Origin of the sequence: Acidaminococcus sp. AM05-11 (assembly GCF_003472805.1) — a bacterium.
Classification (GTDB): Bacteria; Bacillota; Negativicutes; order Acidaminococcales; family Acidaminococcaceae; genus Acidaminococcus; species Acidaminococcus hominis.
Genome location: NZ_QRMX01000003.1, coordinates 42703 through 55066 on the forward strand (window position 1 = coordinate 42703; position 12364 = coordinate 55066).

The 12364-nt window shown below is 54.1% G+C and carries 14 protein-coding genes; all 14 read left to right on the top strand.

Annotated features, from left to right (window positions below; all coding sequences use genetic code 11):
* The first annotated feature begins 96 nt into the window (after nt 1–96).
* On the top strand, nt 97–1401 hold the full coding sequence (locus DW089_RS02465; RefSeq protein WP_118286721.1) for a Na+/H+ antiporter family protein: 1305 nt from the start codon (nt 97–99) through the stop codon (nt 1399–1401).
* A gap of 312 nt (nt 1402–1713) precedes the next feature.
* A complete protein-coding gene (locus DW089_RS02470) occupies nt 1714–2085 on the top strand; it encodes a DRTGG domain-containing protein (RefSeq protein ID WP_105326317.1) in 372 nt (123 codons plus the stop codon).
* Between the two features lies 1 nt (nt 2086).
* Nucleotides 2087–2530 (top strand): ATP-binding protein, encoded by a 444-nt coding sequence (locus tag DW089_RS02475; protein WP_105326316.1) that lies wholly within the window; start codon nt 2087–2089, stop codon nt 2528–2530.
* Nucleotides 2530–3831, top strand: a complete 1302-nt coding sequence (locus DW089_RS02480) for a [Fe-Fe] hydrogenase large subunit C-terminal domain-containing protein (RefSeq protein ID WP_233547535.1) — start codon at nt 2530–2532, stop codon at nt 3829–3831. Before DW089_RS02475 ends, DW089_RS02480 begins: the two co-directional genes overlap by 1 nt.
* Nucleotides 3832–3999: 168 nt before the next feature.
* Nucleotides 4000–5523 (top strand): succinate CoA transferase, encoded by a 1524-nt coding sequence (locus DW089_RS02485; protein ID WP_118286723.1) that lies wholly within the window; start codon nt 4000–4002, stop codon nt 5521–5523.
* A 131-nt stretch (nt 5524–5654) separates the two neighbouring features.
* Nucleotides 5655–7154, top strand: coding sequence for a carboxyl transferase domain-containing protein (locus tag DW089_RS02490; protein ID WP_199614499.1), 1500 nt, complete (start codon nt 5655–5657; stop codon nt 7152–7154).
* 426 nt (nt 7155–7580) lie between these two features.
* Nucleotides 7581–7907, top strand: a complete 327-nt coding sequence (gcdD, locus tag DW089_RS02500) for a sodium ion-translocating glutaconyl-CoA decarboxylase subunit delta (protein ID WP_105326312.1) — start codon at nt 7581–7583, stop codon at nt 7905–7907.
* Between the two features lie 68 nt (nt 7908–7975).
* Entirely contained in the window at nt 7976–8410 is a 435-nt protein-coding gene (locus DW089_RS11765) for a biotin/lipoyl-containing protein (RefSeq protein ID WP_118286724.1), read from the top strand.
* Between the two features lie 37 nt (nt 8411–8447).
* Entirely contained in the window at nt 8448–9578 is a 1131-nt protein-coding gene (gene gcdB / locus DW089_RS02510) for a sodium ion-translocating glutaconyl-CoA decarboxylase subunit beta (RefSeq protein WP_118286725.1), read from the top strand.
* Between the two features lie 271 nt (nt 9579–9849).
* Complete coding sequence (locus DW089_RS02515; RefSeq protein WP_105326309.1) at nt 9850–10362, top strand: hypothetical protein; 513 nt, start codon at nt 9850–9852, stop codon at nt 10360–10362.
* A gap of 12 nt (nt 10363–10374) precedes the next feature.
* Entirely contained in the window at nt 10375–10809 is a 435-nt protein-coding gene (locus DW089_RS02520) for a SoxR reducing system RseC family protein (RefSeq protein WP_105326308.1), read from the top strand.
* A gap of 2 nt (nt 10810–10811) precedes the next feature.
* Complete coding sequence (locus DW089_RS02525) at nt 10812–11078, top strand: DUF4321 domain-containing protein (protein WP_105326307.1); 267 nt, start codon at nt 10812–10814, stop codon at nt 11076–11078.
* Between the two features lie 9 nt (nt 11079–11087).
* Nucleotides 11088–11699, top strand: a complete 612-nt coding sequence (locus DW089_RS02530; protein ID WP_118286726.1) for a nucleoside triphosphate pyrophosphatase — start codon at nt 11088–11090, stop codon at nt 11697–11699.
* The gene (gene radC / locus DW089_RS02535; RefSeq protein ID WP_233547537.1) at nt 11650–12336 is read left to right on the top strand and encodes a DNA repair protein RadC; all 687 of its coding nucleotides are present in this window, start codon (nt 11650–11652) and stop codon (nt 12334–12336) included. Before DW089_RS02530 ends, radC begins: the two co-directional genes overlap by 50 nt.
* Nucleotides 12337–12364 lie beyond the last annotated feature (28 nt).

Consider the following 12364-nt stretch of genomic DNA (forward strand, 5'->3'; position numbering starts at 1 on the left):
ACAGTAAAGCAAATCCCGCTGCGTGCAGCAGGCTGTTTCCAGGGGTGGGCAGCAGCCTTGCCTAGGCATGCCGGAAACGAAAGGAAGTCGATTGGTATGGAAATTATCGGAAATCCTATTGTTGTATCTGTCATCGTCATGTCTGCCCTGTGCCTCTTGAAGATGAACGTAATGCTGGCCATTCTGGTGGCCGCCATCATTGCCGGGCTTACCGGCGGCATGAATGTGGTGACTACCATCAGTACCCTGATTGCCGGCATGGGGGGCAACTCGGAAACGGCTCTGAGCTACATTCTGCTGGGCTCTTTGGCAGTGGCCATTGGCCGCAGCGGCCTGGCGGATATCGCTGCCCGGAAAATTACCAAAGTGGTGGGAACGAAAAAGACCGCTTTTGTTTTCTTGATTGCCTTTGTTTCCTGCTTCTCCCAGAACCTGATTCCTGTGCATATTGCCTTCATACCCATCCTGATTCCGCCCCTGTTGGTGGTCATGAACCATATGAAATTGGACAGACGGGCTGTAGCCTGCGCCCTGACCTTTGGCCTGAAAGCCCCCTACGTATCCCTGCCGGTAGGTTTTGGCCTGCTCTTTATGACCATCATCAAGGACCAGATGGTGGCCAACAATGTGACCGTTTCCATCAGTGACATTTCTTCTGTTATGTGGATTGGCGGGGTTTCCATGGTGGTGGGTCTGGTACTGGCTGTCTTCTTCTACAGCGGTGACCGGGAATACGAGGATCTGCCCATTACCGGCATGGATGAACACGCTGAGGAAGTAACCATGAACGCCGAATGCTGGAAAGCCCTGGCCGGCGCCGTAACGGCATTCCTGGCGCAGCTGTATTTCGAATCCCTGCCCATTGGCGCCATGTGCGGCCTTTTGGTGATGATTGTTACCGGTTCCATCAAATGGAAGGACATGGATGAAATCATTAACGGCGGTGTTGCCATGATGGGTTTCATTGCCTTCGTTATGCTGATTGCCGCCGGCTACGCCAATGTGCTGCGGGAAACCCACTCTGTAGAAGCCCTGGTGGCTGCCACCACCACCGTCATCAATACCAAATTCAGCGGTGCCTTCCTGATGCTGGCGGTGGGACTTCTGATTACCATGGGTATCGGCACTTCTTTTGGGACCATTCCCGTAGTTGCTTCCATCTACATTCCTTTGGGCTATCAACTGGGCTTTGGTACACCGGCCATCATCCTGCTGATTGGGATTGCTGCGGCCTTGGGGGATGCTGGGTCTCCTGCTTCTGACTCCACCTTGGGCCCTACCTCCGGTTTGAACGCCGATGGGCAGCACAACCATATCTGGGATACCTGCGTACCCACCTTTATTTTCTACGATATTACCCTGTTTATCGGCGGCCTGATTGGCGCCATGCTTTTGGGCTAATAAAATACCCCTTTTTAGGACTGCCGATTTCCCCGGCAGTCTTTTTTTGCCCCTTTTTCCGGAGGCGAAATTATATTATAATAAGGTATAATTATATTAGTTCGAAAATTGACCTTTGCAACATAAGAATGATTGTAGTTTCTTTGCGGAAAATGGCGGTTTTTCCAGTCACTTTGACTGAGCAAGCATAAATAAATGTGATGAATGGCCAGCAGCTGGCCCTGGTCGAAAAGCCGGGTCCGGCCTCCTGCAGGGGCCTCTGCCAAAGGCGGTCACCCGCAGGGAAGCAAGTTTGTGCGGGGAGGAATGAATATGGTTTCTTTGAAAAAAGTAATGGAAGTACTGGATGCACAGGTTGTGGTAGGCGCCAAGGAGCTGAACCGGGAAGTGAATTCTGCCTGCGGCAGCGATATGATGAGCGATGTACTGGCTTACGCCAAGGACCGGGCGGTACTGCTTACCGGACTTTTGAACATCCAGGTGGTGCGTACGGCGGACATCAGCGATATTTCCGCCATTGTCTTCGTCCGGGATAAGCATCCGGAACAGGAGGTGCTGCTGGCAGCCAAGGCCAAGAATATCCCTGTGCTCTACACCCGCTGCACCATGTTTGAAGCCTGCGGCCGGCTGTACACCCTGGGCCTTAGAGGCTGCTCTCCCAAGGACAGTACGGAGGAACTGTAACATGGAAGAGCTCTATCCGGTGGTGCCGGAGGATTTCGAACGGGCCGGAGCGGCTTCCATGGCCATCAAGGACCTGCTGAAACAGCTGGGCCTGCCTCCGGAATTTATCCGGCGGGTGGCCATTGGAGCCTACGAAGGGGAAATGAACTGCCTGATCCACGGAGGCGGCGGCCAGGTGAAGCTCCAGGTGGAGCCGGACGCCATCCGGGTCCAGGTCAGCGATGACGGCCCCGGCATCCCGGATATTCCCCAGGCCATGCAGGAAGGCTGGTCCACCGCTTCTGCCAAAATCCGCTCCATGGGCTTTGGGGCCGGCATGGGTTTGCCCAATATGAAAAAAGTGGCGGACCAGCTGGATATCCAGTCCACAGTGGGAAAGGGGACCAAGGTAACCATGACGTTTTCCCTGCCAGGGAAAACGGCGGGAAAGACAGGTGAGGCCTGATGGAGAGCTATTTGTGTTCGGTCCAGGTGGACCGGGAAAAATGCACGGGCTGTCTGCTCTGCGTCAAAAATTGCCTGGTGCAGGCCATCCGGGTCCGGCAGGGCAAAGCCCAGATTATTTCCGACAAATGCATTGATTGTGGGGAGTGCATCCGCTGCTGCCCGCCCCGGGCCATTGAGGGCCTGGCGGACCCGCTGGACCGGCTAAAGGACTACCGGGTAAACCTGGCTCTGGCCACCCCTTCCCTGTATGCCCAGTTCCCCGGGGATCTGCCGGCGTCCATTTTATGGGAAGGCTTGCGTGAAATTGGCTTTGACGGGGTCTTTGACGTGGCCCTGGCAGGGGATTATGTCAGTGGGGAAATGGAACGGTATCTGGCCCAATATCAGGGCCCCTGGCCGGTAATTTCTTCGGCTTGCCCGGCGGTGCTCCGGCTGATTCAGACCCGGTACCCGGAACTGGTTAAGCAGGTGCTGCCGGTATTGGCTCCGGCAGAAGCGGCAGCCATCTATACCCGCCGGGAGACCACCAAGCGGCTGGGCCTTGACCCGGAGCAGGTGGGCATCTGGTTTATTTCTCCCTGTCCGGCCAAGGGTACCAACATCCATCAGTCCGTGGACGTACTTCACACAGCCGTTACGGGCTCCTTTACCATTGCCTCCATTTACGGACCGTTAAGCAAGGCCGTAAAGGAACTGCGGGAAAAGCGCCACGAGTGGCCGGAAGCCACCCTGGGGTCGTCCTACGGCCTCAGCTGGGGCACCTGGGAGGGGGAAGTCCTTTCCACTGGCACCACCAGCTATGTGGCAGCCCAGGGCCCCCAGGAAGTGGACGAGCTGCTCCAGCAGATCAGCCTGAACAAGCTGTCAGAAGTACGCTATGCCTGCTGCTATAGCTGCGCCGGGGGCTGCGTAGGCGGTCCCTGCGTGGCCGTCAATAAATTTGTGGGCAATGCCCAGCTGCATCGCCGGGTCCAGCGGCGCCGGGAACGGGAACCCCAGGACCGGTTGGAAACCCTGCATCGCCACCAGGTGTGCGAGGATTTCCCCCTGTCGGAAGGCTACATCAAGGCTCTCCAGCCCCGGCCGGATCCGCCCCTGGCAGAAGATTTTCGGGAGGCGCTGGACAAGCTGTCCCAGCTGCGGCAGCTTCAGGCAGAACTTCCCCAAATCGACTGCGGAGCCTGCGGGGCACCTACCTGCAATACCCTGGCAGAAGATGTGGTTAGGGGCTATGCCCAGAAGGACGACTGCATCTTTGTGTACCGGAAAGAGTGGGGGAAAGATAGGAAAAATCAATAGGTCAGCTTTTCTATCGAAAGTTTTTCCCATTATAGCTAGCTTTGTTCTTGCAAGTTACAGAAAATATTGTTATTATTTATGGCATGGATGTCTGTCTTAAATATAGCAATTTTCAGAAATACCAAATTTCACTGCGCCTGGCAACAGGCAAAACGGGAGGAATTGCAAATGATCAATATTAACGATCGAGTCCATTGTGCAGCAGCACTGAGCAAAATCACCACGGCTGAAAAAGCCGCCGAAATTATCCAAGATGGCATGAACCTGGGCATGAGCGGTTTCACGCCCTCCGGCTATCCCAAGGCACTGCCCTTGGCTCTGGCGGAAAGAGGCAAGAAGGAACCCTTCAAGGTTAACGTATGGACGGTATTAGCTGGTCCGGAAATCGATACGGAAATGGTCAACGCCGGTATTGTAGGCAACCGTATGCCGTACCAAACCGACAAGACCTGCCGGAATGCCATCAATAATGGCCAAATTAAATACGTGGATGCCCACATCAGCCATTTCAACCAATTGGCTCGCTTTGGCTTCCTGCCGGAACGCCGGGATGTCGATGTGGCCATTATTGAAGCCTGCGCCATCAAAGACCTGGGCAAGGGCAAAATCGGCATCATCCCCACCACCAGCCTGGGCGGCAGCTGCGGCTATGTGCAGAGCGCCAAGAAGGTCATCATCGAAGTCAATGTGACCCAGCCGGTGGAATTGGAAGGTATGCATGACTGCTACGTTCCCCTGGATCCTCCGTACCGGAAAATCATCCCCATTGAAAAGCCGGAAGATTTGATTGGTACTCCGTACATTCCCTGCGACCTGGACAAGGTAGCGGCCATTGTTCCCTGCGACATTCCGGATAAACCCAGCAAATTGTCTGCCGTAGACGACGATGCCCGGGCTATGGGCCAGAACCTGGTAGACTTCTTCAAGGCAGAAGTCAAGGCCGGCCGTCTGCCCAAGAACCTGCTGCCGCTGCAATCCGGCGTAGGCTCTGTAGCCAATGCTGTTATCAACGGCCTGGTAAACTCCGATTTTGAGGACCTGACCGTATTTACGGAAGTTATCCAAGACGGGATGTTCGACCTGATTGATGCCGGCAAGCTGAGAGTGGCTTCTGGCGCTTCCCTGACCCCGTCCGCTCCGTATATGGAAAAACTGTACAAGAACTTTGACAAATATAAGAAACACCTGATCCTGCGTCCGCAGGAAATTTCCAACAACCCGGAAGTGGTGCGCCGTTTGGGCGTTATTGCTATGAACACCGCCATTGAATGCGATATCTACGGCAACATCAACTCCTCCCACATCTGCGGCACCAACATCATGAACGGTATCGGCGGCAGCGGTGACTTTGCCAGAAACGGCTACCTGACGGTATTCTTTACCAACAGCATGGCCAAGGGCGGCAAGATCAGCTCCGTGGTTCCCTTCTGCTCCCATATCGACAGCACCGAACACGATGTGGACATTATCGTTTCCGAACGGGGCGTTGCCGACCTGCGCGGCCTGTCCCCGAAAGAAAGAACACCCATCATCATCGACAAGATTGCCAACCCCAAATACCAGCCCCTGCTGAAGGATTACTTTGAACGGGCCTGCGTAGCCTGCCATAACAGCCAGACCCCGCACATCCTGGAAGAAGCGTTCTCCTTCCATGAACGTCTACTGAAAACTGGCACCATGGAAGTGAAGTAAAACCCAATTTTCCGAAAACATGTGGCAACACAATGATATTTATGTTACAATTACCGTGTTTTGGTTTTTCGCATAAATAATCATGTTTGAGGAGGTGCGTGTATTTGACAACACAAGAAAAAATCGATGATATGTTTGCCCGCTACGAAAAAATCGAAGCCGGCGGCGGTGCCAAGAGAGTCGGCAAGCAGCATGACTCTGGCAAAATGACTGCCCGGGAACGGATTGCCGCATTTTTGGATGAAGGCAGTTTCGTGGAACTGGATAAATTCGTAGAACACCGGTGCACCAATTTCGGACAGGAAAAGAAATATCTGGCTGGAGACGGTGTAGTAACTGGTTATGGCACGGTTAACGGTCGCACAGTATTTGTTTTCGCACAGGATTTCACCGTAGAAGGTGGCTCTTTGGGCGAAATGCACGCCAATAAAATTGCAAAAGTTCAAGAAATGGCTTTAAAAACTGGAGCTCCCATTGTGGGCATGGCCGATTCCGGCGGTGCCCGCATTCAGGAAGCCACGGATGCCCTGGCAGGCTTTGGTAAGATGTTCAAGCAGAATACCATGTCCTCCGGGGTAATCCCCCAGATTTCCGCCATCATGGGACCCTGTGCCGGCGGCGCCGTGTACAGCCCGGCCCTGACGGACTTCATCTACATGGTGAAGAAAAGCTCCAAGATGTTCATTACCGGACCGGAAGTGGTGAAATCCGTTACCGGCGAGGATGTGGGCCAGGAAGACCTGGGTGGTACCTTTACCCACAGCACCCGCTCTGGCGTAGCTGATTTTGCGGCCGAAAACGATGCAGACTGCCTGGAACAGATCCGGTACCTGCTGAGTTTCCTGCCTTCCAACAACCGGGAAAACCCGCCTGTGTACGACACCGGCGACAGCGCTTTCCGGATGGATGAGTCCCTGAACACCATCATCCCCGATGGTTCCCACCTGCCCTACGATATGTACAAGGTTATCCGTAGCATTGTGGATAATGGGGAGTATGTGGAACCCCACCGGATGTATGCCCGGAACATCATCACCTGCCTGGCCCGTCTGGACGGCTCTACGGTGGGCATCATTGCCAACCAGCCCCGGATTATGGCCGGCTGCCTGGACATCAACGCTTCGGATAAGGCTGCCCGCTTCATCCGTTTCTGCGATGCGTTCCGGATTCCCCTGATCAACATCGTGGACGTGCCTGGGTTCCTGCCCGGTACGGACCAAGAATACGGCGGCATTATCCGCCACGGTGCCAAAATGCTGTACGCCTACTGTGAAGCAACCGTTCCCAAGATTACCCTGGTAACCCGGAAAGCTTACGGCGGCGCATATCTGGCCATGTGTGCCCAAGACCTGGGTGCCGATCACGTTATCGCCTGGCCCACGGCAGAAATTGCCGTAATGGGACCCCAAGGCGCTGCCAAGATTATTTTCCGTCATGATCCCGATGTGGAACAGAAGACGGAAGAATACATCAACAACTTCGCTACCCCTTATTACGCTGCTAAGCATGGTATGGTGGAAATGGTCATCGAACCGAAGACCACCCGTCCTACCCTGATTAAAGCATTGCGCATGCTCAAGAGCAAGCAGGAAGACCGTCCTAAGAAAAAGCACGGCAATATCCCGCTGTAATTTGGTGCTGCGCACCCCTTGACCCACAAAACGACCAAGAGGAAAGAGAGGTGAGGTAATGACAGAGAATCCGTTGCTTATTGCAGCCATCAATCTGACGATTGTTTTTGGCGTGCTGATTGTGTTGGGCATTATGATGACCCTTGTCCATGCAATCGATCCAACGAAGAAAAAATAACCTGTCTACACAATTCAAATGCAGTGTCTAGACTGCCCTTCACCTGCAGTTTCTAGAGGCTCATGAGCCGCATACGGGCCAATCGCCCGCGGCGCTACTCATCTCTCTCTACCTTGGTTTTCGCAGCGTGCTGCTTGTTTGTATGTTGAAATCGAAGCGGGAAGCAATTTGCCAAGCAAAAGCATCCGTTCCGCTGGGATTTTGATATAAACCATTTTTTCCATTTAGAGGAAAGCGAGGTGACGTACATGACCGACAACCCGTGGCTGATTGCCGTGATCAACATGACAATCGTGTTCGGCGTGCTGATTATACTGGGCATCATGATGACCATCATCCATATGATTGACCCGACAAAAAAGAAAGCTGCCGCAAAAAAAAAGCCTGTAGCTGCTAAGCCGGCTCCTTCCGTTGCTGCCAACAAACGGCAGGAAGAAGAAAAAGTAGCGGCTATCGCCGCTGTCCTGGCAATGGTACAGGACGAAGATGATGCTGTTGCAGCCGCCCTGATGGCCGCTATCGCACAGCATAAGAAAATGATGGAACCTATGGCTCTGCCTCATCATTTCTTTTAAGGAATCGTTGAGGGGCGATTCGTGATGGACCACATTCTATTTTTCCAAAATTCGAGGAGGGTTTTCTAATGAAAAAGTTCAATGTTAACGTAAATGGCACTGTATACCAAGTGGAAGTTGAAGAAGTTGGCGGTACTGTAAGCGCAGCTCCTGCTGCTCCTGCTGCTCCTGCCGCTGCTGCTCCTGTAGCTGCTGCTCCTGTAGCCGCTCCTGCTGCTGCTCCTACTGCTGCTCCTGCTCCGGCTCCTGCCGCTGCTCCCGCTCCTGCTGCTGCCCCGGCTGCTCCTGCTGGTGCCAACACCATCGAAGCTCCTATGCCTGGTAAGGTTCTGTCCGTAAACGTTAAACCTGGCGACAAAGTTGAAGCTGGCGATGTCCTGCTGATTCTGGAAGCCATGAAAATGCAGAATGAAATTATGGCTCCTGAAGATGGCACCGTTACCGACGTTCGCGTAAACGCTGGTGACACCGTTGCTACTGGCGACGTAATGGTAATTCTCTAATTCCTTGCGCCACCAATCTAAAGGAGGATATTAAAATATGGATGCTTTTCTGGTAGCCCTTGCTTCTGTCATCAACGACAGCGGCTTCGTGGCTTTTACCACAGGCAATGCCATCATGATGCTGGTAGGCTGTGTCCTGCTGTATCTGGCAATCGTAAAGGGTTTCGAGCCGTTGCTGCTGACCCCGATTGCGTTCGGCTGCCTGCTGGCTAACGTACCCCGCACCGGTTTCGAAACCGATCCTGGTGTAATGCAATTGATCCTGGGCGGTATCAAATACGAAGTATTCCCGCCGCTGATTTTCATGGGCGTAGGCGCCATGACCGACTTCGGTCCCCTGATTGCCAACCCCAAAACCCTGCTCCTGGGCGCAGCTGCCCAGGCCGGCGTATTCGTTGCCCTGCTGGGTGCAATGCTGCTGGGCTTCAACGTGCGTGAAGCTGCTGCTATCGGCATCATCGGTGGTGCTGACGGCCCGACTTCCATTTACCTGGCAACCAAGATGGCTCCCCATCTGCTGGGCGCAATCGCTGTAGCTGCTTACTCCTACATGTCCTTGGTTCCCCTGATTCAGCCTCCTATCATGAAGCTGTTCACCACCAAGAAAGACCGTCAGATCAAAATGGCTCAGCTGCGTACGGTAACCCACTTCGAAAAAGTGGTTTTCCCGATTATGTGCACCATTTTCATCTCCCTGCTGCTGCCCTCCGTTTGCTCTCTGATCGGTATGCTGATGCTGGGCAACCTGTTCACTGAATCCGGCTGTATGGACCGTCTGTCCGATACCGCACAAAATGCTTTGATGAACACGGTTACCATTATGCTGGCTACTGGTACTGGTTTGACCATGAAGTCTGAAAGCTTCCTGACCACCCAAACCCTGCTGATTATCTTCTTGGGCCTGGTTGCTTTCGCCGGTGGTACTGCTGCTGGCGTTATCTTCGGTAAACTGATGTGCATCGTTGACGGTGGCAAGACCAACCCGCTGATCGGCAGTGCCGGTGTATCCGCAGTGCCTATGGCTGCCCGTGTTTCCCAGATTGTGGGACAACAGGCCAACCCTGGCAACTTCCTGCTGATGCATGCTATGGGCCCCAACGTGGCTGGTGTAATTGGTACGGCAGTTGCTGCTGGTACCATGCTGGCAATGATTGGACCTGCACAATAAGCTTTAACCTGAAAAGTGGTTATGACAGAAATGTCATAACCACTTTTTTTAATGAGTTAACGCAAAAACAAGGCTCCTTTTAAAGAGAAGGGGCCTTGTTTTGTCAGGCAGCCCTTCTGCTTCAGGCCCATACCGATACTTTACCAAGGGACGGAACAGAAATTTCCCGGCTCTTTCCCGAAATTCCCCAGAATCCCAAGAAATGCCTTACTTTACGGGTAAATTTTGATATAATAAGGAAGTTAAGGATTTTTAGGTGAGGAATGAAGAAATGAAGGAGAAACACGTGGAAGAATACAAGGAATATTCAACAGTCAGTAAGGAACGACGGTATTTGCAGTGGGCGGCCCTGGCCGTAATTGGCATTTCTTGGGCCTACGAAGGGTACCATACCTTTGCCCTGTACCAGTTCAGCCTGATGGGCTGGGGCTACAATGTGCTGTTTTTGCTCCTGTGGTGCTGGCGCTGTATGTTTGATTATACGGTGGTGCTTACCGGCAAGGACCTGCGGGTGATTATGTATGGCCTGGGCATTGAGCGCCGGATGACCGTCCATTTAAAAGATATGGAAAGTTTTTCCAATCAGTATAAGCGGAGCTTTTTCCGCAAAACTGCCATCAAAAAGTATGTGCACCGCTATTCTTCCATCGATCCCAATCCCCAGCGGATCCTGGTGTATAGGGAGAACGGCAAATTGTGCGCCCTGCTGTTCAAATCCAGCGGTAAGCTGATGCAGCTGCTGGCAGAGCGGTACCCCAAGCAGTACCTGCAATTCCCGGAATAAAGGAGAATGGTTGTGAATACGTATATTGGAACCGTGGTGGCCATTCATGGCCAGCAGGCACGAGTAAAAATTGAACAAAAGCCAGGGGAGCAGCGCCCCAAGCAGCTGGATTGCTGGAACGCCTGCGAAGCCAAGCGGGGAATGCGGGTCCTGGTGGAACGCCAGGAAGTAGAAGCTGGCAAGGCCAAACTCATTGCCCGGGGCATTCCTGTGCTGACCGCAGTGGCCGGGGCGGCTTTTGGACGGGCTATGGCCCACTTTTTCCCCCTGCCCCAGTGGCAGGTGGTGCTGGGCAGCACTGTTATCTGGCTGCTTTTGGGCTGGAACTACGCCCGGAATTTTCGCAAGGTGGTCAATCCCCGGGGTGCCCAGTGGACCGTTACCGGGTACTACAGCGATGGGATGATTCCTGGTGTGGACGACCCGGTTTCTTCTGAGGAGGAATAAGCATGCTGGGCGCAAAAAATGGATTGTGGCTGGTAGGAGCCCTGGCGGCAGGGGCTGTGATGGGAGGGCTTGTGGCAGAAAGCCTCCAGGCGTCCCAAGTACTGGGCCCCATTACGGATACCCTGGTGCGGCAGTACCAGATTATTTCCGTGCCGCCGGTGGATGTGGATTTGTACATTGCCAAGCTGACCATCGGCTTTACCTTTTCTCCCAACCTGGTGGCGATTGTTGGCATGGTGCTGGGAGCCATTATTTATAACAAGTTATAAGGAGGACCTATGGAGATACTTTTGGCTTCTGCTTCTCCCCGCCGGCTGGAACTGCTGCGTCAGGCGGGCCTGAATCCCCGGGTGGTGGTAAGCCACTGCGAAGAACTGAAGGAAAGCGCTTCTCCGGAGGATCTGGTGCTGCACAATGCTCTGGCCAAGGGGCGGGCTGTGGCCTCCCAGGAAAACCCTTCAGCTCTGGTGATTGCCACCGATACGGTGGTAGCGGTGGACGGGAAAATCCTGGGCAAACCCCAGGATACCAAGGACGCTGCCCGGATGCTGCGGCTGCTCAGCGGCCGGACCCATCAGGTACTTACCGGGGTAGCCCTGTTTTACCGGGGGCAGGAGAAAGCCCGGGTGGACGTGACAGAGGTGACTTTTGCACCCTTGACGGACCAGCAGATCGCCTGGTACATTGGTACTGGGGAACCCCTGGATAAAGCCGGAGCCTACGGCATTCAGGGAAAAGCAGCACTTTTTATACCCACTATACACGGGTCCTACAGTAATGTGGTAGGACTTCCCTTAGCAACTTTACTTACACTATTCGCAGAAATGGACGTGATGCAAGATGACACACTATTTGATCAAGGAAATGCTGCCGGAGGAACGGCCTCGTGAAAAAATGCTGGCGCTGGGACCCCAGGCCCTGACCCCTCGGGAACTTTTGGCCATTCTCATTGGCAGCGGCACCAAGGGCCGGTCGGCCCTGGATATTGCCGGAGAACTGGTAGGGGACCTGCTGAAGGATGAAGCCCTGGCCCGGACCCAGGACCTGCAGGAACTGACGGTGGTTCATGGGCTGGGTCCCAGCAAGGCGGCGGTGATTATGGCTGCCCTGGAGCTGGGCCGCCGGGTGGCCGCCAACAGCAAGCCCAAAATGGGCCTGATCCGCTGCCCGGAAGACGGGGCCATGCTGGTGATGAGCCGGCTGCGCCACGAAAACCAGGAACATTTTCAGGTAATCCTGCTCAACAGCAAAGGGCGGGTAACGGCCATCAAGGAAATCTCCCAAGGCTCCCTGAACGCGTCGGTGGTCCATCCCCGGGAAGTGTTTGCTCCGGCGGTGGTGCATCATGCAGCGGCCCTTTTGGCCGTGCACAACCATCCTTCCGGGGATCCCACGCCCAGCCAGGAAGACCGGGACCTGACCCGGACCCTGGTCAAGGCCGGAGAAATTTTGGGCATTCCCGTGGTGGACCATTTGGTCATCGGGGATGGGGCCTACTATAGTTTTAAGGAACATGATTTGATTTAGGCCGGCAGCTGCCGGAAATATAGAAAAG

Excerpts from the sequence above, each read along its gene's own strand:
- DW089_RS02480 (WP_233547535.1), top strand. The coding sequence starts at position 2,530 with ATGGAGAGCTATTTGTGTTCGGTCCAGGTGGACCGGGAAAAATGCACG.
- DW089_RS02490 (WP_199614499.1), top strand. The coding sequence starts at position 5,655 with ATGTTTGCCCGCTACGAAAAAATCGAAGCCGGCGGCGGTGCCAAGAGA.
- gcdD (WP_105326312.1), top strand. The coding sequence starts at position 7,581 with ATGACCGACAACCCGTGGCTGATTGCCGTGATCAACATGACAATCGTG.
- radC (WP_233547537.1), top strand. The coding sequence starts at position 11,650 with ATGACACACTATTTGATCAAGGAAATGCTGCCGGAGGAACGGCCTCGT.
- DW089_RS11765 (WP_118286724.1), top strand. The coding sequence starts at position 7,976 with ATGAAAAAGTTCAATGTTAACGTAAATGGCACTGTATACCAAGTGGAA.
- DW089_RS02475 (WP_105326316.1), top strand. The coding sequence starts at position 2,087 with ATGGAAGAGCTCTATCCGGTGGTGCCGGAGGATTTCGAACGGGCCGGA.
- gcdB (WP_118286725.1), top strand. The coding sequence starts at position 8,448 with ATGGATGCTTTTCTGGTAGCCCTTGCTTCTGTCATCAACGACAGCGGC.
- DW089_RS02525 (WP_105326307.1), top strand. The coding sequence starts at position 10,812 with ATGCTGGGCGCAAAAAATGGATTGTGGCTGGTAGGAGCCCTGGCGGCA.
- DW089_RS02530 (WP_118286726.1), top strand. The coding sequence starts at position 11,088 with ATGGAGATACTTTTGGCTTCTGCTTCTCCCCGCCGGCTGGAACTGCTG.
- DW089_RS02515 (WP_105326309.1), top strand. The coding sequence starts at position 9,850 with ATGAAGGAGAAACACGTGGAAGAATACAAGGAATATTCAACAGTCAGT.
- DW089_RS02465 (WP_118286721.1), top strand. The coding sequence starts at position 97 with ATGGAAATTATCGGAAATCCTATTGTTGTATCTGTCATCGTCATGTCT.
- DW089_RS02470 (WP_105326317.1), top strand. The coding sequence starts at position 1,714 with ATGGTTTCTTTGAAAAAAGTAATGGAAGTACTGGATGCACAGGTTGTG.
- DW089_RS02485 (WP_118286723.1), top strand. The coding sequence starts at position 4,000 with ATGATCAATATTAACGATCGAGTCCATTGTGCAGCAGCACTGAGCAAA.